20 protein-coding genes are annotated in these 23,715 nt (G+C 47.0%); 10 read left to right on the top strand and 10 right to left on the bottom strand.

The window, feature by feature from the left end; translation table 11 throughout:
• Positions 1 to 62 precede the first annotated feature (62 nt).
• Positions 63 to 563: a hypothetical protein gene (locus MKZ13_RS05895; RefSeq protein WP_339182570.1), complete on the top strand. Its 501-nt coding sequence runs from the start codon at positions 63 to 65 to the stop codon at positions 561 to 563.
• A gap of 34 nt (positions 564 to 597) precedes the next feature.
• Here the strand turns inward: MKZ13_RS05895 and MKZ13_RS05890 are convergent, their stop codons facing one another.
• On the bottom strand, positions 598 to 1,029 hold the full coding sequence (locus MKZ13_RS05890; protein WP_339182568.1) for an Lrp/AsnC family transcriptional regulator: 432 nt from the start codon (positions 1,027 to 1,029) through the stop codon (positions 598 to 600).
• A 128-nt stretch (positions 1,030 to 1,157) separates the two neighbouring features.
• On the opposite strand from MKZ13_RS05890, the gene MKZ13_RS05885 reads away from it, so the two are divergent.
• Positions 1,158 to 1,916 (top strand): MBL fold metallo-hydrolase, encoded by a 759-nt coding sequence (locus tag MKZ13_RS05885; RefSeq protein ID WP_339182566.1) that lies wholly within the window; start codon positions 1,158 to 1,160, stop codon positions 1,914 to 1,916.
• A 150-nt stretch (positions 1,917 to 2,066) separates the two neighbouring features.
• On the opposite strand, the gene MKZ13_RS05880 is transcribed toward MKZ13_RS05885, so the two are convergent.
• On the bottom strand, positions 2,067 to 3,572 hold the full coding sequence (locus MKZ13_RS05880) for an alpha-N-arabinofuranosidase (RefSeq protein ID WP_221819038.1): 1,506 nt from the start codon (positions 3,570 to 3,572) through the stop codon (positions 2,067 to 2,069).
• Positions 3,573 to 3,751: 179 nt separating this feature from the next.
• Between MKZ13_RS05880 and MKZ13_RS05875 the strand changes: the two genes are divergently transcribed.
• Positions 3,752 to 4,660, top strand: coding sequence for an ArsR family transcriptional regulator (locus tag MKZ13_RS05875; protein ID WP_221819037.1), 909 nt, complete (start codon positions 3,752 to 3,754; stop codon positions 4,658 to 4,660).
• Positions 4,661 to 4,780: 120 nt separating this feature from the next.
• Here the strand turns inward: MKZ13_RS05875 and MKZ13_RS05870 are convergent, their stop codons facing one another.
• From MKZ13_RS05870 to MKZ13_RS05850, 5 genes are all read right to left on the bottom strand, one after another.
• A complete protein-coding gene (locus MKZ13_RS05870; protein WP_339182562.1) occupies positions 4,781 to 5,575 on the bottom strand; it encodes an SH3 domain-containing C40 family peptidase in 795 nt (264 codons plus the stop codon).
• Positions 5,576 to 6,102: 527 nt separating this feature from the next.
• Positions 6,103 to 9,378 (bottom strand): glycoside hydrolase family 48 protein, encoded by a 3,276-nt coding sequence (locus MKZ13_RS05865; RefSeq protein WP_339182560.1) that lies wholly within the window; start codon positions 9,376 to 9,378, stop codon positions 6,103 to 6,105.
• Positions 9,379 to 9,464: 86 nt separating this feature from the next.
• On the bottom strand, positions 9,465 to 12,458 hold the full coding sequence (locus MKZ13_RS05860) for a glycoside hydrolase family 9 protein (RefSeq protein WP_339185353.1): 2,994 nt from the start codon (positions 12,456 to 12,458) through the stop codon (positions 9,465 to 9,467).
• 336 nt (positions 12,459 to 12,794) lie between these two features.
• Complete coding sequence (locus tag MKZ13_RS05855) at positions 12,795 to 14,531, bottom strand: methyl-accepting chemotaxis protein (protein WP_339182558.1); 1,737 nt, start codon at positions 14,529 to 14,531, stop codon at positions 12,795 to 12,797.
• Positions 14,532 to 14,739: 208 nt separating this feature from the next.
• Positions 14,740 to 15,291, bottom strand: coding sequence for an undecaprenyl-diphosphatase (locus tag MKZ13_RS05850; protein ID WP_339182556.1), 552 nt, complete (start codon positions 15,289 to 15,291; stop codon positions 14,740 to 14,742).
• Between the two features lie 184 nt (positions 15,292 to 15,475).
• On the opposite strand from MKZ13_RS05850, the gene MKZ13_RS05845 reads away from it, so the two are divergent.
• Together MKZ13_RS05845 and MKZ13_RS05840 are read left to right on the top strand one after the other, a co-directional pair.
• Entirely contained in the window at positions 15,476 to 16,471 is a 996-nt protein-coding gene (locus MKZ13_RS05845; RefSeq protein ID WP_339182554.1) for an LCP family protein, read from the top strand.
• A gap of 175 nt (positions 16,472 to 16,646) precedes the next feature.
• The gene (locus MKZ13_RS05840) at positions 16,647 to 17,900 is read left to right on the top strand and encodes an acyltransferase (RefSeq protein WP_339182553.1); all 1,254 of its coding nucleotides are present in this window, start codon (positions 16,647 to 16,649) and stop codon (positions 17,898 to 17,900) included.
• 36 nt (positions 17,901 to 17,936) lie between these two features.
• Here the strand turns inward: MKZ13_RS05840 and MKZ13_RS05835 are convergent, their stop codons facing one another.
• On the bottom strand, positions 17,937 to 18,674 hold the full coding sequence (locus MKZ13_RS05835) for a hypothetical protein (RefSeq protein WP_339182552.1): 738 nt from the start codon (positions 18,672 to 18,674) through the stop codon (positions 17,937 to 17,939).
• A 220-nt stretch (positions 18,675 to 18,894) separates the two neighbouring features.
• Between MKZ13_RS05835 and MKZ13_RS05830 the strand changes: the two genes are divergently transcribed.
• Complete coding sequence (locus tag MKZ13_RS05830; protein WP_339182551.1) at positions 18,895 to 19,842, top strand: hypothetical protein; 948 nt, start codon at positions 18,895 to 18,897, stop codon at positions 19,840 to 19,842.
• A 54-nt stretch (positions 19,843 to 19,896) separates the two neighbouring features.
• Positions 19,897 to 20,139: an NHLP leader peptide family RiPP precursor gene (locus MKZ13_RS05825; RefSeq protein WP_084174472.1), complete on the top strand. Its 243-nt coding sequence runs from the start codon at positions 19,897 to 19,899 to the stop codon at positions 20,137 to 20,139.
• A gap of 75 nt (positions 20,140 to 20,214) precedes the next feature.
• On the opposite strand, the gene MKZ13_RS05820 is transcribed toward MKZ13_RS05825, so the two are convergent.
• Positions 20,215 to 22,077: a HAMP domain-containing sensor histidine kinase gene (locus tag MKZ13_RS05820; protein ID WP_339182549.1), complete on the bottom strand. Its 1,863-nt coding sequence runs from the start codon at positions 22,075 to 22,077 to the stop codon at positions 20,215 to 20,217.
• Between the two features lie 189 nt (positions 22,078 to 22,266).
• Positions 22,267 to 22,548 (bottom strand): hypothetical protein, encoded by a 282-nt coding sequence (locus MKZ13_RS05815; protein ID WP_017690238.1) that lies wholly within the window; start codon positions 22,546 to 22,548, stop codon positions 22,267 to 22,269.
• A 145-nt stretch (positions 22,549 to 22,693) separates the two neighbouring features.
• Between MKZ13_RS05815 and MKZ13_RS05810 the strand changes: the two genes are divergently transcribed.
• The 3 genes from MKZ13_RS05810 to MKZ13_RS05800 all read left to right on the top strand — a co-directional run bounded on the left by MKZ13_RS05810 (position 22,694) and on the right by MKZ13_RS05800 (position 23,582).
• Positions 22,694 to 22,855: a hypothetical protein gene (locus tag MKZ13_RS05810; protein WP_017690239.1), complete on the top strand. Its 162-nt coding sequence runs from the start codon at positions 22,694 to 22,696 to the stop codon at positions 22,853 to 22,855.
• A 121-nt stretch (positions 22,856 to 22,976) separates the two neighbouring features.
• On the top strand, positions 22,977 to 23,348 hold the full coding sequence (locus MKZ13_RS05805) for a hypothetical protein (protein ID WP_339182547.1): 372 nt from the start codon (positions 22,977 to 22,979) through the stop codon (positions 23,346 to 23,348).
• Between the two features lie 39 nt (positions 23,349 to 23,387).
• Positions 23,388 to 23,582, top strand: coding sequence for a hypothetical protein (locus MKZ13_RS05800; protein WP_339182545.1), 195 nt, complete (start codon positions 23,388 to 23,390; stop codon positions 23,580 to 23,582).
• The last annotated feature ends 133 nt before the right edge of the window (positions 23,583 to 23,715 follow it).

Genomic DNA, 23,715 nt, shown 5'->3' with positions numbered 1-23,715 from the left:
TCTGCTTATGCAGGCGGCACGTTTGGCATATCGATCAGCATAGTTAATTAGGAGGAACATCTATGCAACAACCCGAAACACCCAAGCGTGACCATCAGCAGATTCGTTACCGACGCAGCACAGCCCTATGGAAAGGAAGTTTATGCTTCCTGTTCCTTCTCTTGTGCGTGAGCTTATTATGGATCATCGTGGACGGACAAGCCGAAAGACTGGAGACCATATACTATTCCATTGCAGCCGTGCTGGGTATGTGGTTGATCGGGCCATTGTTCTTCATGTTCCTGTCTCGACTAACCAGAACTCCCACTGTTTTGTTGTCTTGGGATGATGATGCGTTGAGCACGGGCAAACGGAAGATTCCTTGGAGCCTTATTCGTAAAGTTGAACTCGCCTCACCCGCCCGTAGTAAGTGGCTACTATCCACCTCACCCATGTTCGTCCTGTACCTGAAGGACGGCACGCGATCTCACGTTCAGACCGATCACCTGCTCAGCAAAAAAGAGCTGAATCAGGCAGTGACTTTGCTTCAGCAGGCTTTACAGGAACAGCAGCAGGATCGTTGAACATCGGGATGGATGAGGACAAGCTTCCCACACATCACTGTGATTTCTCTACACCTATGGACAGGCTGACTTTGTAATTGCCGTAAGGAAGTAATGCTTCCAGCAGTTGACCAAGCTGCTCTGTGGTGCCGGTCTGCACTCTCATCAGATAACAGCCTTCCCCGCTCACACGGTGGACTTCAACGATGTCCTCACGTTCGGCAGTAAATGCACGAAAGGCGGTATGTCTGTCGCCGGAGTTCAGAAAAACCGTGACAAAAGCCTGTAGGCCGAGGCCTATACGTGCGGGGTTCCATTTTACCGTGTACCCTTCGATTACACCCAGATCTTGCAACTTACGCACCCTTGCACCAACAGCCTGCCCTGTAAGATGCACCTCTTCACCAATTTCTTTATGAGAACGCTTGGCATCCCGGATCAGGATCTGCAGAATGCGTATATCTGTGTGATCTATCGTTTCATTCATTATTCAGCAATCCTTTCACCGTGAAATTAGTGCAACCTGTTTCCATTCATCATGTTATGTACGACGTCAAACGGGTTGTATACCATATAGGGTAATACTATTAAACAACCTGAAGGAGTGCAAATATAATGAAAATTCAATTGATTCGCCATGCTACACTGTGGCTGGAATACGGAGGGCTGAATATCCTCGTTGATCCGATGTTGATGGACGCTGAAGTCATGCCTGCATTTCCAAACACACCGAATGAGCTGCGTAACCCGAGAGTCGGTCTGCCTGAAATCGAAACGGATTATCTGAGTCCGGATCTGTTGATTGTCACACACACCCATCTGGACCACTGGGATGAAGCAGCAGCGAAGCAATTCCGCAAGGACATTCCCCTGATCTGCCAGCCTGGGGATGAGAATGTATTTCTGGGTGCCGGATTCACGGATGTAACAGCTGTAGATGAAAAACATGAGCATCACTCTGTCCGATTCGCCCGTACATCCGGGCATCATGGCACAGGTGAGATCGGTGAACGTATGGGCAAGGTGTCCGGCTTCGTACTTGAAGCAGACGGAGAACCTGTCACCTATATTGCGGGGGATACGATCTGGTGTGAAGAACCTGCTGAGGCCATCCGCCAATATACGCCTGAAGTCATTGTCGTGAATGCAGGAGGTGCACGCTTCGTGGAGGGTGATCCCATTACAATGGACGGGCCTGACGTTGTCGCCGTGAAGCGCCATGCGCCGTCTGCTCATGTCATCGCTGTGCACATGGATGCAATTAACCATTGTGTGATGTCTCGTACGGATCTTGCGACTTATCTGGCATCCGAGCAGTTGGATGGTCAGGTGCTCATCCCACGTGACGGCGAAAGTTTTGAGTTTAAAGCGTAAGTGAGACCGTAGCACGTGACGAAAAAAGCTGGATGCGATGAACTCGCACCCAGCTTTTTTGATTGAAGGAACACGCTGAACTGCTGGCTTCCTTCTCGAGCATCATGTCTCCATTGCGCTCTCACGTGTCCCGTGCCTTTATGCTATCCCTTACTGGACTTTCAAACGGATTACGTTCCATGATGCTTTTGCCAAGCTCGCCGTAATCAGGGTCTCGGATACAACTGCACCCCCGCGATTATGAGGAGCAACACGGTTTGGTTGTGCTGCCGTATTCGATGCTTTGAGATCATCACTTTCCAGCACGATGTGCTCGATCACGGTACACTTCCCGAAGCTGCGCAGGTCCACTTCGAGCGGAAGGGATTCTTCCAGATGGCGGTTGACTGCAAATACAGTCACTTCACCCTGCTCTTCGTTATGCACTGCAATAGCTTCCAGATAAGGTACATCTGTGATTTGTTTTGTATCGTATTTTGGAGACTGGATCAATGGCACCAATGCTGTTCCACGCCCGAAGAGGGACGTATGCATGAATGGATAGAAGATTGTCTGTCTCCATGAACCACCACCCGTATCTGTCATGATCGGCGCAATCACGTTAACGAGTTGTGCCAGACAGGCCATTTTAACCCGATCCGCATGTTTGAGCATACTGATCAACATACAACCAACAAGCAGTGCATCCTCATGATTGTAGATATCCTCAAGCTGTGGCGGAGCAATCTGCCATGGGTCCATCTTCGAATCATTTTCATTGGAGTGATACCATACATTCCACTCGTCAAAGGACAGATACATCGTCTTTTTGCTGCGCTTCTTCGCTTTGATATAATCACAAGTTGCCTTCACGGTATCGATAAAACGATCCATTTCAAGCGAGCGTGCCAGGAACGTTGGCGTATCTTGCTCTTGATTGCCGTAGTATTGATGCAATGACAGATACTCCACGTGATCATACGTATGATCCAGCACCGTTGCTTCCCATTCCGGGAAGGATGGCATATTCAGGTTTGAACTTCCACAGGCTACCAGTTCAATCGTCGGATCTGTCCACTTCATGACTTTTGCCGCTTCCACAGCTAACCGTCCATACTCTTCTGCCGTTTTGTGACCAATCTGCCAAGGGCCATCCATCTCGTTGCCCAGACACCATGTTTTGATCGCATGAGGCTCTTTATAACCATGCTTGATGCGAAGATCACTATAATACGAACCTTCCGGATGGTTGCTGTATTCCACAATATTACGAGCTGCATCCGTACCCCGTGTTCCCAGATTGACCGCCATCATCACTTCGGAATTGGCCTGTTTCGCCCAATCCACGAATTCGTTGAAGCCAAATTCATTGGTTTCAATCGTTCTCCAAGCCAGTTCAAGTCTGCGTTTGCGCTCAGACACAGGTCCTACTGTATCTTCCCAATTGTAACCGGATACAAAGTTACCCCCAGGATAACGTACAATCGGTACATTCAACTCCTTGACCATCTCCAGCACATCCGTGCGAAAACCCTGTTCGTTCGCAGATGGGTGTCCCGGCTCATATATTCCACCATACACGGCACGTCCCAGATGCTCAATAAATGATCCGTACAAGCGCTTATCAATTACGCCAATTGTAAAATCCTTGTCTACCGTCATTTTTGCTTTTTCCATAATGAATTTCAACTCCCTAAGATTAATATAAAAATTAATTGATATTCTATGGATCAACGTTCATATTTATATTAAAATCGATTATAGCCTTAATTTCAACCTGAATTTTGCAAAATGTTATTCTTTTCACTGAATTTATGTTTAACTTAATTCTATACAGATATAATGGAGGAACAATTGTGATCAGAGCTAATACCGATGCCGAATGGCTACCCCTATATGAAGCACTTGCCAGTGAAGTCCGTTTACAGATCATCCGCCTTGTTGCAGAGACACCCATGAATGTGAAGGACCTCGCTGCTTCACTGGGTTTGAGTAGTGCCATCGTGACCATGCATGTCCGCAAACTTCAGGATGTGGGCATTATTCAGTCCAAAATGATACGTAAAGACGGCGGCACACATAAAATGAACAGCCTTGCTGTAGACTGGATTGGCATCTCCATGCCGCAGGAAAGTGGCACAGCCCGCAAGCTGCACGAAGTTTCTGTACCTGTGGGACACTACACCCACTTTGATGTCTATCCGACATGTGGTCTGGCTACGTCCAATCATGTTATCGGACAGTATGATGATCCTCGTTATTTTCTCGACCCTGAGCGGATGCATGCCCATATTCTGTGGTTTGGCCGTGGATTTGTGGAGTACAAAATTCCAAACTATATCTTATCCGGACAGCAGATCAATGCCATTGAATTATCTCTGGAGATTGGATCAGAAGCCCCTTCGGTGAATCCGAATTGGCCCTCGGATATTACATTTATGCTTAATGGCATTCGATTGGGGGAATGGACAAGCCCTGGAGATTCAGGCAACGGACGCGGCATGTTCACCCCGGAATGGTGGAGTGACAGTATCAATCAATATGGCATGCTCAAGGTGCTGCGAATTACGAATGAAGGTACGTTTATCGATGGACAACATCTATCCGACATTACACTCGCAGATATCCCGGTCGAACGCAACCAATGGACTCTTCGTCTTTCGGTGGAGGAAGATGCTCAGCATGTAGGCGGGCTTACCTTATATGGCGAGGGATTCGGCAACTACAATCAGGATATCCTGTTCCGACTGTACTATCACGATTGAGTTCTTCAAAATAATAAACAACACCAAAACACCTCCCAGTCGCCTGTCAAAGGCAGAATGGGAGGTGTTTTGTATGCATATGAACATGCGTGGATTATTTAAGAAGGTTCTTGTTCTAACCTACAGCGCACTGCCACCAAACAGGAAGCGATACTCCCAGTGTTTGCCGGAGATATCACTAGTGGTTACACCACCGCCAGCGTTGGAATACGTATGTAATACCTTGCCGTTGCCCAGATAAATCCCTGTGTGCGTAATGTTTGCGCTAGATTTATTCACGCCCGAATACGATGATGCAGAGCTGCCTTTATACGACATGAAATACATCAGATCACCGCGTTTCAGGTTTTTCCAGTTCGTCTGAACTGTACCCTTGGCTTTTACATAAGCTCCCTGTTTGCGGGAATCCGCTGGAAGTTTGATACCAAGTGCATCGACGAATGCCTGGCGTACAAAGCTGGAACAGTCAAAAGTAGCTGTGCTGTTACGACTGGCTCCGAACTCATACGGTGTTCCCAAATATTTCATTCCCGCCGCAATCACTTTTTCCACAGATGCATTACCGGTCACCGATGTACCACTATTCGAACCTGATCCGCTTGTGCTGCCACTAATCGCTTGTGTGTATTTGGATGAAGAAGATATGTAGCCTGTCCGGTTAGCAGAATCCTTAATCTTATACCAATCCGAACCGGATTGCTGAAGCACCGTTACCGTTTCCCCTTTAGCGACCATGCGAACAATCTTCGCAGAAGAAGAAGGTGTTGTGCGTAGGTTTACGCCCCAGATTACTTTTACTTGTGAATTGTTAACAGCAGCTGCCGATACCTGTGCCGTTAGTGCTCCTGTCGTCAGACTTCCCATCAGCATCGTTGCTGTGACACTTGCCGTAACAATCGTTTTTTTCCAGTTCATGATGTCGAGTTCCCCCTGATGTTACAGAATTTTAACCTGGCTTGGTTCTCCCGGGCTTGCCCCATTGTAAACGGGCTATCCATAACGTTCATCAGTCGAAAGTCCTGTATTGATAGAGGCGAACTTGAGCACTAAGTATCAGGGTGTGTCCATGGATTGCTGGAAAAATTCACTGCTGATTCCTTCTTTTTGAAAGGTTAAATTATTGTAACTATTTGATATGCTTGATTTTTCCTCGATACAAGAGCTAGGCCGTTTCTCATTCAGTGCATATGCCATATGACCTAGATTTTAATGTTTAAAACCGCAAATATGGTAAACATTACTATGATTCATTTGCCGATTACCGTTCCCCGAATTCACATTTTTGCCTCCAACCTCAATACGGATCGATTTATCAGCAGTGTCCGTTTGATTATTTTGTATTTCATTTTTGCTTTTCCATAAAAAAAGAAAAGCCAGGGATTTCTCCCCGGCTTAACCTGTATGATGAGTAACATCACTCTACAATTGGTTGATCAACTCATTTAAGGTTCAATTCCCCATACCTTGGCGCCATCCTGATACGCTGTCACTTTAGTCCAGGCACTGAAGGCCGTATTGGTGGAATCAAAGGAATAATCGTTCGTTTGGTCAAAAGTAGTCCAGTTGTTTTTGGAGAAACGTCCCTGGATGACTCCGGTCTCGGCACCCGCAGCCAAGCTGCCAGCATCCGGTTTGAATCCAATCTCCAGATAGGTGTCTGCCGTGCCCTTGGCCGGATCTACCGAAACAAAATGTCCTTCCACATTACCGCTGCCAATCTGTGCATAATCACACCAGAAACTCAGATCAGCTGCACTATCCTTGGTGAAATAATACCGGACCTTCACTTTGCTCAAGTCCACAGCAGTTGTACCTGTATTCTTCACATTAAACTGTGGAGTAATCGCATTGACCGAAGTTCCTGAACTACCATTACGGTATTGTACTTCAAGCGTTCCCGTTGTAACTGGAGGTGCCAATGGGGTCAACACCAATACATTTGAATTCGTCTGACCACTCGTATTAATGGCTACGACTCTATAATTATAAGCCGTACCATTCACCGCTGTAGCGTCGGTATACGTCAGTGCGGTCAAACCTGTTGCCAGATCAGCATATGCTCCGGTGCCAACCGAACGTTGTACCTTATAACTCGCTGCTCCAGTTGATGCGGTCCATGTCAGTACCGCCTGGGCATTGCCAGCCGTTCCAGTAAGGTTGAATACGCCGGGCACAACGGTACCTGCGAGTGGTGTTGCAGATGCCTGTGTCGACGGTGCAGACTCACCTACGGCATTCACCGCAGTGATGACATAATAATACGTTGTGCCGTTGGTCAAGCCTGTGTCCGTGAATGTTGATCCTGTGACTCCTGTCGCTACAGACGTATAAGGGCCACCGTTCACTTCTGCACGTTTCACCGTATATGACGTTGCACCAGTGGCTGCGTTCCAGTTCAGTACAACTTGCTCGCTGCCACCAGCAGCCGTTACGCCGGCAGGAGCAGCCGGGACTTCAACTTCCGGCGTATCGGTATCACCGAGCAGACGATCATACTCTCCATACGCTGTAGCCATATCCACCTGTGACCAGAACCGGTGATACGTAAAGGTAGGTGCACCGTTTTCCCACTGTTTCGTGGTTGTGTTATACGACGTTTTGTACAGGTTATCCAGGTAAGCCCATGCCGGATCTTGCTTGATGGCCGGACGCAGATCGGAGTATCCAATGTATACGCCATTGCCACCTTTCGCCGGCTCGGAAGGTACACCTGCTGTACCTGGAATCGTATTGCCTTGACCAAAGGTTCCAGACCAGTTTGCCGGGATATAGATCTCTTTGGCAAAGAAGCGGAAGTAGTCTTTACGTTCTTCTTCCGTAACAATCCCCACACCATCATTGTAATCCCAAGCTGTATCCAGCAAAGCCTCAGCCAAATCCTTGGCTTCTTGGCCTTCCGCGCTAAGTGTACCGTTCTCTGCCTGTGTTCCCGCTGCGAAGAAGGTCAGAGCTTTAACGTAACTTCCCAGAACTCCGGTGTCCTGCACTGGATCTTTGGTCGTTACACGGAAGTTCGGATTTTCCGTAAACGAACTGAATCCATTCCATTTGTCCGGTTGACCATGCCATTCCTGACCACCCGGAATCCAGAACTCTCCCGGAGCCGGCGTTGTTGCTACCTGAACATTAGTTCCACCCAAAATGCGCTGTCCAGCCGCATTCAGATAATAGCCTTGCGCATCCGTCACCGGACGCTCACCTACAAATACATAATCCTTACTCCAGTCGATCCACTTCGTGATTACCTTCTTGGCCATCTGGAAGTTCTCAGAGGTCAAGTCCCCGCTCTCCGCAAGAATATAGTACATCTCGGCTACACGCTCCAGCGGCCATGCCTGGAATCCAAACCAGGTGTTGGAATCCGGATCACGATATACAGGTGCCTCCTGATAAGCCATGTCATAGAATGTACTTACGCCTGCCGGATAGGCTTTGTATGAACCATCCAGACTGTTGGTTGCTCCCCCGCCGATAGCTCCTTCATGGGATTGTAGCCAAGTGTAGAATTCCAACTGACGTTTCAGCGTAGCATTCCAATCTGCCTTCGCTGTTGCTGATTCCGGAATCAAGCCGCCAGCCGGATCAGACAAAGCATACGCTGCAACCGGGTTTTGATAAGCCTGATGGGTATGGCTCGCTCCAATGCGCCAAGCCCAATCCCCACCTTGACCCAAGCCACCTCCCCAAGACGTATACCAAGCCATGAGATACATGTTGGAATCCTTGCCTGTACCCGGAGTTGGTGTACCGCTCTTTGCACTTCCAATTTTCTGGAAGTATTTATCATACATACCATAGCGCAGATAGTCCCCCATCTTCTTCGCTTTATCCAGATATTCCGGATTGTTGTATCCCATCTCCTTCGCCCAATACAGCACCTGTACTGCACGTGCATCCGCATCCGTTGCGTTAGTGTAACGCCATTGCGCTGACGGTACCTGAGTTTCCTTTGTGAACAAGCTCATGAAGCCTTCGTTTGCCTTACCAAAAGATTTATCATCCTGGGATGGATGCGGAATGGCTTCCCACACAGACTCCTGCTCCCCACGCTGGAACGTGTTCACATAGGTAGCCGTATGTGATGGATTCAACAGGTTGCCATATCCATACCAGTCATCCACATCGACCAGCCAGTGCATGAGATAAGTCTGATTGTCACCATAGGTCGCCTTAAGTTCGGCATCAATCGGGTCTTTACCCGCTGCATATTGACCATTAAGTGGCGATGGATATTGATCAGGAAAAGGTTTTTCCGCTGCATACGTAGCAGGGCTGTTCGGATTGTACGAGCTCATCGTAGGCTGTTCTTCCTTGCCGTCACCTTCGTTGACCGGGATAATGTATTTCTCCATACTGTCCCAAGCTGCTTCCAGTTGGGACCAGTCTCCCGTGTAGTGACCATACATGGTTTCCAACCACAGCCAGTAACTGTATGCCTCTGACGTCGTCATATGACCATAATCCGGGGCCTCACTCAACAGGGTCTCAATGGAATGATACGGTAGACCCTCTGGCGAAAAATATCCGTTCGCCGGATCTTTCAACTGATCATATAATTGCAAAAACCGAACTTCATTAATGCTGTCTGCCTGAATCTCGATGGCCTGATCTGCGGCATGGGCTGTTTGCGGCCCTGCCCAGAGTCCGGTGTATCCGGTCAACATGACCGTTCCTGCCAGCATGGCTGTTAAACTTTTTTTCGCAGCTGATTTCAACATTAATATATACCTCCCTGGAATAGTGGAAATTGAATATAAACGCTGTTGGTCTGTCCATGCTGCTCTTCTGCTTATGATTCAGCCAGTTACGGCTCCAAGCCCCATACTTTGGTATTTCCCTGATACGCGGTTACCTTGTTCCATGCAGCAAAAGCCGTCTTGGAAGCATCATAGGAATAATCATTACTTTGATCGAAATTGCTCCAGTTATTTTTGGAAAAGCGTGCTTGAATCACGCCGGTCTCTGCTCCAGCAGCCAAACTGCCTGCTCCCGACTTGAAGCTGATCTCCAGATACGTATCTGCGGTACCCTTCGCCGGATTCGCTGCGACAAATGTACCTTCAACATTGGCCGTGCCCATCTCGGCATAATCACACCAGAAGGTCATTTGATCCGCACCATCCTTGGTGAAATAATATCGGATCTTCACGGTACTGAGATCAATCGCCTGTGTTCCGGTATTCTTCACGTTGAACTGCGGAGTCACCGCATTACTTGAATTCCCGGACCCTCCGCTGCGGTACTGCACTTCGAGTGTACCGGTCGTCACCGGAGGTGCAGAAGGTGTCAGTGCCAAGACATTGGACAGTGTCTGTCCGTTCGCATTCACAGCTGCAATCCGGTAATTGTACGTGGTGCCATTCAGCGCTGTTGTATCGGTGTAAGTCAACACGGACAATCCGGTTGCCACGTCTGCATATGTCCCGCCTGCCACCGAACGTTGTACCTTATAGCTAGTCACGCCCGAGGCTGCTGTCCAAGTCAGGACTGACTGTGCATTACCAGCTGTCCCACTTAAAGTCAGTGCTCCCGGCACCGTCGAAGCTGCTTGCGGGGTAGCCGACACCTGTACAGAACCCGATGATTCCCCTGCTGAATTCACAGCAGTCACTACATAATAATAAGCTGTCCCGTTGATCAGTCCCGTGTTTGTGTAGGTCAATCCATTAACACCCGTCGCAACAGTTGTATATGGTCCTCCACTCACCTCGGAACGCTTCACCGTATACGATTCGGCCCCGGATACAGCGGCCCAAGTCAGGTTAACCTGACTGCTTCCCGCTACAGCCTGCACGCCAGCAGGTGCGCCTGGAACCGTGACTGGTGTAACACCAGGCTCCTGTCCATACACCTTCCCCCCTGCATCATAGACTGGAAGGTATATACTCTTCACAGGAGTGCCTGTGGTCAGTGTCTGGAACGAATGGTCATTGCTGGCATTCCATGCACCCTGTGGGCCTGTAATGCGGAACTGTACTTCTTTACGATAATTTCCTTCCCCACCTGGATAGATCTTGGTATTACCGAAGTTTGCCGTAATGGCATAGATATGCTGGGCTGCATTCACCACAACTGGTTGGGATACCGTCGCCCCCTCCGTATAGGAGGTTGTCACTTGCACGTCCGATACCGTACGTCCGGCAGCATACACTTCACTCAAATCCAGGAAATACTTAAAGGACAGTTGATCTCCCATTCGGGCAGGCCAAGCGGAACGATTATTAAGCTGTGCTCTGATTTCCGTATAATTGGCACCTGATGATTTAATCGCAGCCTCCACATAGAACTCATCTCCCTTCACCTCAGGTGCAGGGAAGTTCGCAAGGGGCTGATGATTCTGACCAAACAGCAAATTCATCTTTGCCAGTGCGCCGGTAAAACCAGCATTGTAATCGGTTGCGACCTCATTACTCACATAATCCCCGATATCATCGGTATATCCATCCGATGCATCTGGTCCACCGACCATGGCACCATACAGAATGTGGCGATGGTTAGCCGGGATATCTTCGTTATTCAGCCATGAACCGTGAGCAGTCCGATGATGCGGATGTTGAGGTGCATTTTGCCCATATCCGACCACATAACTGCTCTGACGCGGATTATCGCCCAGAATATAATTCATCTGTGAGACAGCAAAATCCTGATATCTTGACTTTTTCACAGGATCACTGACCCAGTCGGAGTATACAAAAGAAATAAAGGATGCATTCGCTGCATATCGGAGCGAGCCCCACTGATCCAGCCATGCCAGACCTCCTGGCGTATACTTGACTCGTGTCCCGTTGACTCCAATCGTCCAATAATCCAGATTACGCTCGGTGGACTGAATAAATCTCGTTGCCTCCGGCATGTTCAAACTGGACGTAATTCGGGCAAGCAGGATCTGGGCACCATAATGTTTACTGTCCCAGCCCTGTGTCCAGGTATACGTCCAATTGGCTGAGCCGCCGCTAGAAGACCACCGGTCCGTAGCTGCAATGGCTTTGGACAAGTAAGCGCTATCATTAGTGGCTAAGTAAAGCCATGCTCCGCCCCATGCCAGCTCGTCTTCGTATCCTGTCCACGAGTTATAAAACGCTGCGGCATCCGTGATACAATCGGTGTATTCCCCCCGATATGTGTCTGCGAAGTTGTACAGCTCTTTCGCATGTTGGAGCAGTCTGGCCGAATATGCCGGATCATCATCTGCAAATACAATCGAAGACGCTGCCAGTGCTGCAGCCGTTTCTGCTGCCAGATCACTGCCCGGGCATGTAGCATCGATCTTGAACGAAGGACGGTTCATCTGCATGACTTCTGCCGGCCCCCACCAGGCATGGTCGGTATTCCCGGCTCCGACTTGTCCCCATAATTCATTAGGTTTCGTATGCGCTTTCATAAAATAGTCGGTCGCCCATCGGATATTATCCTTGATCTCCTCCAGTTGTCCGGCCTGTTCATATCCGTCCCCGTATTCCACGACAGACCAGGCGAGCATCGTTGCGGAAGCAGCCATCGGAAAGCCAAATTTCACGTGATCTCCGGCATCATACCATCCTCCGGTCAGATCAACGCCTACATCAGCCCCATCCTGCATGCCTGAATTACCACGCCATTCGACCCGATTACTCGCTGGCAACGGGCCCGAACGCTGTGCTTCATAGAAGTAAATGGCCTTTTGCAGTGCTTCAGCATAGTTCTGATCTCCAGCGGCCGCATCCGCCTTACGAATTCCTGTGCCCATCGATAAACTCCCTGCCAGTAGTCCTGCCGATAACGCGATCATAGCGACTCGTCTCCACCAGCTCCCCTTCATGTTCAACTATTCATCTCCTCTTCATCAATATTCCGTATGCATTACTCTGGACTGCAAGTTTATATCGCTCCTCCCCATGGTGTATTTCAGTGTAAGTTCCACCATTAATTACCATTATAGCCGTTTGTTTCACTAGCTATATAAGCGTTGGTGACTTCTGAAATAACATTGTTGTGACCTGCTCTGCGTCATGTGACAAAAAAAGCTGTTTCTCTAACACATATGCGCGTTAGAGAAACAGCTTCTCGCCGTTGTTATCATCAACAGTACAAATCGAATGGCATTCTGACCATCAGTATGCTCCTGTACACCTTAAGAATCGGAACATCTCATTAGTTACACTTTGAACTTGTTAATTTGCTCCTGCAGTTCTTCCGCCATTTTGGATAATGAACCTGCGGATGAAGCGATCTCTTCCATGGAAGCCAACTGTTGCTGAGTTGCGGCAGATACATTATGAACGCCGCCCGCTGCCTCTCCAGCAATGTTGGAGATCTGGCTTACATAGCCTACAACCTCAGTTGTACTCGCCGACATTTCTTCTGAACCTGCAGATACTTCCTGGATTTCACCCGCTACTTTGTTGACCGCATCCGAGATCTGTTCGAACGCTTGTCCTGCTGCAGTAACCATCTCGATTCCTGACTCTGTCTCACTGCTGTTCACTTTAACTGCCTGAACAGCATGATCCGTATCTTTCTGAATCAATTGAACGAGATCCGTAATTCTTTGCGCAGATGTGGAAGATTCCTCAGCGAGCTTCCGCACTTCTCCCGCAACTACGGCGAAACCACGTCCATGCTCTCCTGCTCGTGCGGCTTCAATGGCTGCATTCAGTGCAAGCAGATTGGTCTGCCGGGCAATGTTGTTGATTACCTCGGTAATGGTTCCAATCTCTGCTGAACGTTCCCCCAGCCCTGTAACCAATTCAGTCAGCGAAGCAATGGAATTTCGAACAGAACCCATCTGTTCAACCGCTTGCTGAATAATCATATTTCCTTCGGAAGACTGATTCGCCGCATCCACAGCAGATACGGATACACTCTGAGCAAGCTCGGCAATCTGCTCCGATCCAAGAGCCATCTCACTCATCGCCTGTGAAGAACGCTTCACAATATCAACTTGATCAGATGTACCTACAGCCAATTCCTCGACTGTTTGGGAGATCTGTTCCGAGGCTTGAGTATTTTGCTCTGCACTTGCAAGAAGCTCCTCCGATGAAGCAGCTACCTGTTCGGAAGTCATCGATACCGATTCAATCATGGAGCGCAAATTGCCACTCATGGTATTGAAAGAAGCCGCAAGCGTTCCCAATTCGTCTTTGTTCTTGAGCACAATCGTTTCACCCGTCAGATCACCATTGGCAATAGCCATGGCCGCTTCATTCATCTTTTTGATTGGACGTGAGATGATACTTGCAATGAAGAATGCAATGAATATCGCAACCAGGAAAGCAAAAATCGTCACTGCCAAAATTACATTAAATGTATTTTCGGCCATCACAACCGATTCATTTGTTGCCGCGTCTGATCCTTCATTACCTAAAGTGATTAACTTGGTGATAGAGTCGTTTGCTGTGTACCACATCGGGTAAGCCTCTGTATGTAAACGACTGGACTCTTCATAATTGTTCTTCAAACCAAATTCGATAAATGCTGGCATTTTCTCCACATAAGCATCATAATTCGTACTGAAATCATTGTAGAGCTTCATCGCTTCATCATTGTTCTCAATGAACGTTAGTAGCTGTTTACGCTCATCCTCCATCTTGTTAAGCAGCAGCTGTAATGCTTCATTTAACTTAGCTGTTTCATCTTCGTTCTGCTCAACGATAATCGCCAGCGCCAATCGTTCTACGTCTGAAATGTCACCATTCATCAAGCCCAAGAGGCTTACACTCGGCATCCAGGTCTGATCCACATCATTGGCTTTGCCAGACATTTCATGGATCTGAATTAGCGCATAGCTGCTTACAATAATCAACAAAGCTACGACTATGAGAAAACCAGTCAGTAACTTGCCTCGAATCGTTAACTTCAATTTCCCCAACATGTTTCCCCGCGTGTCTTCCATGTGTCCCACTCCTCAAATAATACATATTTATAGTATATCGTCACCTTTAGTCATGAATTGTAGATGTTAGAATTCAATTTCTCTAAATTTCATGTAACTTCCAACATAACACAAAAGAAGCCTCCCATCTTTGGCAGAACCAGAGATTAAGAGACTTCTTTCATTCAATGAGACTACCACCACTTCACTAGACATTGTTTATCAGACATTACTGGAAAACACGTCGGTGTATGTTAATGAAAAAGTCTGGAATCGACTTGGTATAATTGCGTGTTGTAATCAGAACCACACTAAGCAGACTTCCGAGGATGAATCCTCCCAGAATATCTCCTGGATAATGCACACCAACATATACCCGCGACACCCCTGTCAACACAGCGAGTAACAACATCCATAACCCGAAGCGACGTCCAATAAAGAATGAAGCAGCCGCTAGAGCAAATACAAAGGAAGCATGTTTACTTGGAAAAGAAGGATCAGGTACATGGGCAACCAGCTGATGCACAGTCCCTTCTACAAAAGGTCTTGGATGACAGACCGCTGGTGATATCCCCCATTTAGCCAGAACTAGCGCTACAATGGATGCCACACAGGCATAGAAAACAATTCGCTGTTTCGATGGTTCGCCGAGAAACCATACGATAACAAGCAGTGCGATCATGACCCAAACCGCATACTCGGATGATGTGATCATAAACCAGTCCAGAAACGGTATTTGGTCTGCATACTGATTAATCCAATTAAATAGTGATTGATTCATAACTAGCTTTTAATACCCCCATTACACAAAACAAGATTAGTTTTTACATAATAAATATACACTAACTATTTGTCAAACATTCCTCACATTGACCGATGTTACGAAATCAAAGAGGACTTTTTGCTTTCTTTTTGTTAAACTAGTTTGGGTTACATATCAGTTCAATCATAGAAAGGTGAAGATTATGCTTAAAAAATGGTTATGGGGTACAGCCCTGACCTTGGCACTTGCAGTTACAGGTGTCATTGTCTATTACGGATATTCGATTGTTCATTTTGCCAATAGCATCTCCACTGCTTCCGGGACTTCATCCAACTCGTCCTCTTCCGGCACAGACAGCGATTCAGACACACCAACGACAACGATTCCCAGATGGGAGGGCCAGGAACGGGTGAACATTCTGCTCCTTGGTGGAGACTCAAGAGGCGACGATGCAGGACGCTCGGACTCGGTCATGGTCGCTTCCATTGATCCGGTCACCAAGAAAGCCCATCTATTCTCCGTACTGCGAGATACCTATGTCGCAATTCCCGGGCATGGCAAAAGCAGACTTAATGCAGCCTTTTCCTACGGGGGTGCGGAGTTGACCAAACAAACCGTAAGTGATCTGCTCGGTATTCCCATCCAGCATTATGTCTACACAGACTTTACAGGTTTCATGGCACTTGTTGATGCGGTAGGCGGTATTGAGATCGATGTGGAGAAAGACATGTATTACACCAGTAAAGCAGATAAACATATGTACGACATTGACTTAAAAAAAGGATTGCAGCATATGGACGGCAAGACCGCCCTGCAATATGTTCGGTTCCGGCATGATGCCACCTCGGATTTTACGCGCACCGAACGGCAGCGGATCTTCATGACCGAGCTGGCCAAGAAAATGCAGAGCACCACGTCACTTTTCAAAATCCCGGATATCCTGGAAGCCATCGCTCCCTATATTAAGACGGACCTTAGTCCAACCCAGATGTTAAAACTCGCATCACTTGGCTTCGATATCCATGTGAACGATATCGATCAACAGCAGATTCCACCGAACAAACTGCTCACCAATGAACTGGTCGGCTCAGCTCAGGTGCTGGGTGTTGATGTAACCAAACTTCAGTCCTACATTCAGAAACTGTTTGAAGAAGATGCCGAGTCCTCAGAGACTCCATCATCAGAGGGACAGAACTAAAAACAATCAAAAAACTGGAGCATTGATTGAACAAGATATGCCTGAGTGATATATCAACAGAAAAGACGGCCAAAGCCGTCTTTTTTAGTACCTATTTTCTCCATTTAATGCAGTCTTAATGTTTAACAGCTACCCTTATAGGATGAACTCCGGTTTCTGGAGGGAGGATTATAATGTGAAAAAACCGCGAATAGCGGAATGGACCGAACTGCGGGGCATTGCCTTTCTGGCAATCGTCATGCAGCATAGTATCGCTGAGTATATCTATCGTGCTGATATTGAACAACCGGATTCCATTATGCTGACTATGATTTATCATCTGACCCGATTTGGTACGCCAACGTTTGTATTTTTATCGGGTGTACTGTTGTTTTACCATCACCGTAACACCAAACCGGAATATCCTCGCTTCATTCGAAAGCGATTTGGCGATATCTATATGCCGTTTGTCGTATGGACACTGATCTACTGGCTTGCTGTCCGTATCTTCACTCCCGCGTTCTGGCGTGGAGGCATACCCGATTTGCGCAGTCTTGTTCGTGAACTATTTATACCACAGACGGGATATCATCTCTGGTTTGTCATTATGGTGTTTCAGTTCTATATTCTGCTCCCCCTGTTCTGGACAGGAGCAAAAGCCATTCAGAGACGTATCCAGAACACCTCACGTTTCACGCCCATGCAAGTCATTATGGGGCTAATTCTCTTTGCAGCAGCACTATATGCCCTGCTTATGCAATGGTCCTACTATAATATGGGGGGCTGGACAGAATCCATGTCTGAGCCTTGGTCAACGTTGCTGCAATATCGCTCCTATTCATGGGTGATGTACTGGTTCTACTTTTTACTGGGTGCCGTGTGTGCCTGGTCAGTGGATAGCTGGAGGAGTTGGACCACCAAGGTGCTGCCATGGACGATCTGTCTGTTCATAGGGATGTATATATGGCTTGGTTACGATGTGCTGCGTGGGTCCGGGGATGTTGTTAATCTGAATATCTCCACCTATCTGAAACCAACCACATTCTTGATCATTATGGCTCAGATGTTTATGATGTATGGTTTCCTTGTACTGATGCGGGGCAAAGATACACGGTTTCAGCGCCTGTTATCCTGGATTGGCCGCTATTCATTTGGTGGATATCTGGTTCATGCACTGGTGATCTACGCGATCGCTTATATAACCAGACCGCTTCAACTCAGTGGATGGCATCTGCCTGTAACGTTGCTATCATTCCTTGTAACCGTTGGTATTGCTCTTGCAATCAGTTGGGCGCTGTCCAAGCTTCCTGGCTCCCGCTTCACCGTAGGGTTAATGCGCAAACCACGTTCTGTACCTAATTCATCTGTTAATGCGGATAAGAGAAACTCACCCCAGCCAAGCCCCTCACCTATTCCCGCTCACAGTCGGGGAACGCGTGAGACATTATGAAGCAAGAAGAGCGTCCCCTCAAGGAGACGCTCTTCTTTATTTCACTTCGCTCGAAGTTGATCGTCCAGGAACAGGTTCCTGGGGACCCGGGGCTGGATGCACGTTGCCCTTCTGATTCACAAATCTCTTCAGATCACCCGTTAATTGTTCCTTCAGCTTGTCCACCAGCTGCGTTTCACTAATGCCTTTTGCCTGAGCAATCTCAGCCAGGGACTTCCCTCCCTGAAGCTGCTCGTGCAGTTGAGCAGGAGTGACTCCAATAAACCGGGCAATTTCGCCCTTATCTACCATGGAACGTTTGCCATGGTGGGCAAATTCACGCCGCAAATCACGCAGCGGGGTATTGATGACCTTTTTCAACTTGGTATCCATGTCCGCCTTCGTGGCCGCAGCTTGTTCCTTGGTGAGGCACCCCTCATCTACAGCTTGATCCAGACGCTGTGCAAGTGTAGGCTTCAACTTCTGCAATAACTGCTCCTCACTAAGTCCCTTACGCTCTTTGGCAATCTGGGACAACGTCTTGCCAAGTTCCATCTGTTCTTTCAGATCCCGAAGTCCAATCCCAAGCAAGTCTGCCGTCTCACCAATCATGAACAGACCGTGTCCTGCCTGCATGCATGGCTTCGCTGGTTTAACGGAGGAAGAAGCTTTTGACGCATCGTCATGTTCCTCAGCCCGAACCGTTGAATCAGCGAATACTACATGTCCTGTTGCTGCTGTTATAACTACGGCTGCCAATCCGGCTGCCATCCATGTTTTCCATTTCAAATTCATTTTTCTGCCGCCTTTCCGATGTCGAAATCCTGTGCCTTCCTAGTTTGAGCCTAAAATCCACTTTTTTATGCCATAAAATACAAAAAGTCATCATTTTTCTCACAATTGATCACAAAAAATCCTATTTTTTTCAGTTTATTTCCGCTATACTAAGTGTAACTTCATGATTATAGTCGAACAGTCCTTAGTCACCTTATCGCAGGAAGGACGATATGTAATAATGCGGAAAGATTGGTTAGATCCGTTTAGATCCGATCTGGAGGTCGTGTTTGCTTCAGCGGAGCAACTCGTACGGGAATATCCCGAACCCTTGTCAGGACATGCATTAGAGCAGCTTCGTTCGGTTAATCCGCTGTTACGAGATTCGGGACACAGCTACATCGGGTACATCACTCCACTTTGGATGCAACACTCAGATAAACTACCCCCAGAGAAAGCACACCAATTAAGTACAGCCTGTCTCATCCATATGTTATATTTTCTGAATCAGGACGACGTGATGGATGAACAACCGGAGAATGCCACATTGAAGTTATCCCTGGGTAATCTATATTACATGGATGCACTTCAATCTTACTCGGTATTATTCAATCCTTCCTCCACGTTCTGGGTCTATTTCAGACAATATGTAGTGGATTGGGCCGTGAGTGTTACGGGTGAGCATTCCATTGATTATTTCCAACAGAATCCCTTGTTGATTGCGCAAAAGGCTGCCCCTCTCCTCATTGGAGCTACGGGTGCACTGCTTCTGCTGAATCAGTCCGACCGGATCATCCCGGTGTGTTCTGCCATCAACATCACACTCATGACACTCCAGATGACCGATGACTTCACAGACACGCAACAAGATGCTGTGCATGGAAACTACAACAGCTACCTCTCCCACATATCCGCAGCACTGAATCACAACTATCCAGTTCATCCTCTAAGCGAACGTATACATGACAATGTATATAATACACAACTCATGAACTCTTACGTAGACATTGCTTATCACTATAATCGTACATTAACATCGTCTAACTTAGGAACATCGCATCTTGAGGCGTTTAATTCTTACTTATGCAGCACTTTAGTACAAGCTATTCAGGACATTACACAACGGAAGAAACGGCTCCTCCAAGGCGGGTTTCATCACTGGATTAGCGAGCAACAGTTGGGATTCTGAACATAAGGACTAAGCTGATTCAGTTTAATTTTAAATATGAAGGGAATGTTGACGATGATGGTATCAGAGAAAACGTTGCATGAGGATATTATTGAAAAGGCTTGGACTGACGAGCACTTCAGACAACAATTGCACTCCAATCCGAAGCAGGCGCTTCGTGAAGCGTTCGGCATCGTAATCCCGGAGAACATTCAGGTGCGTACCGTTGAGGAGCAGCAAAATGACTATGTGCTTGTCATACCTCCCAATCCTTCCAAAGTAAATTATGATGTGAATTGTGGACCTTGGAGAAGTTAAACCGGGTTAGGTATTGGTAATGTAAGAAATTAGGGGTAGGAACAAAAAAAGCCGCTGTATCCTTCTGCGAGTTCGTCAATCGACGAACTCGGCAAAAGATACAACCGCTTCTGTTCCTACCCCTTTGGTGCTTGTAAAACTGATCTGTCCTTGCATCGCTTCAACAATTCGGAATGTCACCATCATGCCCAGGCCTGTGCCTTTGATTTTATTGGAGAAATAAGGCTCACCCAACCGGGAGAGTGCTTCCTCGTCCATTCCTTCTCCGTTATCCCTGACATGCACCTTAATCATTCCATCCTGCTTATACGCCCAGATATCAATCTGGCCTTGTCCCTGCAGAGCTTCAATACTGTTCTTGATAATATTGATAAAAGCCTGCTTGAACTTCGAGGAATTGCCTCGAATATATAGATCTGGCGGAATGTCAGTGGTGATTTTACCACCTTCCAGGTTAGCCATCGGTACAAGAATGCCTTCAATATGATTGAATTCATCCGAGATATTGAGCGAGATAATATGGTCAAACTCAGGTTTGGCAAAGGTAAGAAAATCCGTTATGATGCCCGAAGCCCGATCAAGTTCTTCCAGTGCAATTCGCACATACCCCTTATTTTTGTTGTCTTCCTGTTCTGTCATAAGCTGCAGGAAGCCTCTTGTCACCTGAAGTGGATTACGTACTTCATGGGCAACGGAAGCAGCCAGTTCGCTAATAATCTCCATCTTTTCGGATCGCTGCAACTCATTGTTGAACAGTTCCAGTTCCTTGGAATACTCTAGAACTTTAGTATGTTTTTCGGCAAAACGACTTCCGAGAATGGCAATCAACGAGATCACAAATGCAACCATGGACCATTTCCACCATAACAGATGATACGTCCCACTCCGCTGATAATACCACAACAGTTCAGCCACACTGATCAAGGCAAATGTACCAAATCCCGTTGCAAGCAGCATAGCTTCCCGATTTCGTTGCAGCGCTTTGGCGATGGTACCAACCAACAGGATTGTCAGCAGAATGACCAACACAATGCCAACCACACGCTGTACGAGCAGATTGTAGAGGATCTCCCATTGCCCACCTGAAGTCACATAGATACATAGAGAGAACACAGCGATAACTGAATATATGAATAGTATTTTTCGCAGTTTGGTGAAGATTCCATGCAGTCCTGGTCCGATAATTTGTTCAAAAAAATAACATAACGCTGGCATACCCAGCAGCATCGCCAGATCAAAGACTACGGAATACAGGTCACCATATACCTGATAGAACGTATACAAAAATTGCGAGTACGTGATGATCATCGTGCCGATGGAACCCATCACGATGCATAGCGAGATCCATAATCCCTTATGGAATTTGCCAAGGAAGAACGTACAACTCAGCATCGTAATCGCTGTGAAAACAAAGGTCGCGCCCAAAATTACATCAATAAGTCCATTATGAATATATTTCTCCTGTAACGCGGCATAAGGTCCAACCTGAACAGTACCTTGTATCCCCAGACGGCCTTTTTCATTTTGCGACCATACATAGAGCGTGTCACCTGAATTTTCGCTGGATAAAGGCAGCAACACAGCATTATTATCATAATTGTAATGATAGTTCTCGTAGACCTTGCGGTCTTCCAGATAAACAACAATATGATTGCCTTTAATGTTCTCAAATCGAATGGCTGAACTTTCCTCACTCAACTCAGGAATGGTCAGGCGAGTCCATAAAGAATTCGATCGATCCGTATTGCTATACTCTAACATATCGCTGCCCTGCTTTTCCCATATTTCGTCTGCTCCCTTAACCTCACTGATGAATCCTTGATCGTCAACGTTCCCCCATTTTACTTCCCATCCTGTAATGGATACAGGTTGCTGAACCGCTCCTGTAGTTGCAAAGACTATCCCATGTGGCATGCCTAGAATAATCAATACACTCATCCATAAGATGACGATAGCTTTGGGCACATTTTTCATTCACAGCACCTCAAAGTTCTAATTTTCCCTACCTTAGATTCTCTCATTTATCATTCGCCACCGTTTGTCACGTCACCTTCTTGAGATAAAATGAAATTTCACATTTAAGTCGATTTATAGTCTTATTTCCATTTTATTGTTAAAGTTATCCGATTAATCACGCAAGTCTTCGAACTGGTTCACTATCATTTCCCGTTCTTTCTGTTCAACTTGACTGCGAAATTCAAGCCACTGCTCTGTCTCCTCATCATCATAGATGGTCCATATGTCGGAAAAAAGGAAATCCCGTAACTGTACAACTTGCCCGGACCATATACCGCCTACCCAAAACAAACCATCCGGACGACGGATGACGGTACGGGAGAACCCGGGTGTGGACGCCTTTTGCCCGATACGGATGCGTGTGATCATATTGCCCAGTGTGAACCAGTCCACATGAAATTCCTCCCTTACATATTCAAGCTTCATCATAACATAGGCAAAACAGGAAAAGCTGTAAAAACGGTGGCTGCGATTCAATCCTTTGCTCCGGGTGTAATGGTTTCTCAAAGCAAACAAACACGCTAAGGAGATGATTACAATGAATGAGCCACATCGTACGGTTGAGGTGGAACATAAGGATGTTCAGCATAAATCGGATTCAAGTATGGTCGCTTCCACATTTATTAAATATGCCGCATATATCATTATCTTTTTCGGATTCTTATACTTCTTGGTTAAATATGTATTCCCCAAATTCTAAGGCATTCATATCGTAGTGAACACCCGGAGATAATAACCTGTGCAAGATTACAACACTAGCGCTTTGGGTAACTACGGGGTAAGAAGTTTTGGACAACCGACAATGAAAGGAAGTGTTACTCATGTCTGACAAATCAATTAATAACGAAGAGAGCGACCGCTATTATGACCGTTATCAGAGGTCCCGCGATATTCCCCCAGAGACGGAAGTCCCGGAAGGCGATATGGATACCTTTGATGAAGTTTCCGGCAGACGGATTGTAACGGAAGATTCGGATCTGGCACCCGTAGCTGTAGCCGCTGTGGACGAGCCGGAATTGGATTCACGTTTGGCTGAGACACCGCTGGAATCTGTACCGGATGCAGATCTTCTGCAACCAAACAGTCCGGTTGATCCTGCTGCACCCGATCCGGATGCATTGCATGGTACCGATCTGCTTAATGGTGCTGGTGCGGACGCCAAACCCGAGAACGACATTCCACCACGCCATTAACAGCTATTATGACATCCTGAATGAGGAGGTGCATACACGATGAAGGAAGATCGCCAAAAGCAGGTGCATGAACCGGATAATCTCGTGACCGAACGGGATATTGACCCGGACTTCGGACTGTTCACTGAGGACTCCTTCCCCGAAGCACTTGAGGATAAGGATCAACGTGATGCGGTCGAGCATGCCATTCCCAAAGAGAAGGCTTCTCGTAAGCCCTCTTCGGATGATCAATGATCACTCGGAAATAATTCCAGACTTTAAAGAAACCTCTTAAAAAGGGGTTTCTTTGCGTTTAATCACCGATGACTGATCTGACAGTATAGTAAAAAAGGTTCCCTTCCATTATTATAAAAGATACATATTACAA

Origin of the sequence: Paenibacillus sp. FSL R5-0701 (genome assembly GCF_037973995.1) — a bacterium.
Classification (GTDB): domain Bacteria; phylum Bacillota; class Bacilli; order Paenibacillales; family Paenibacillaceae; genus Paenibacillus.
Note: the sequence above shows the minus strand (reverse complement) of the source record. Positions and strands in the feature narration are given on the sequence as shown.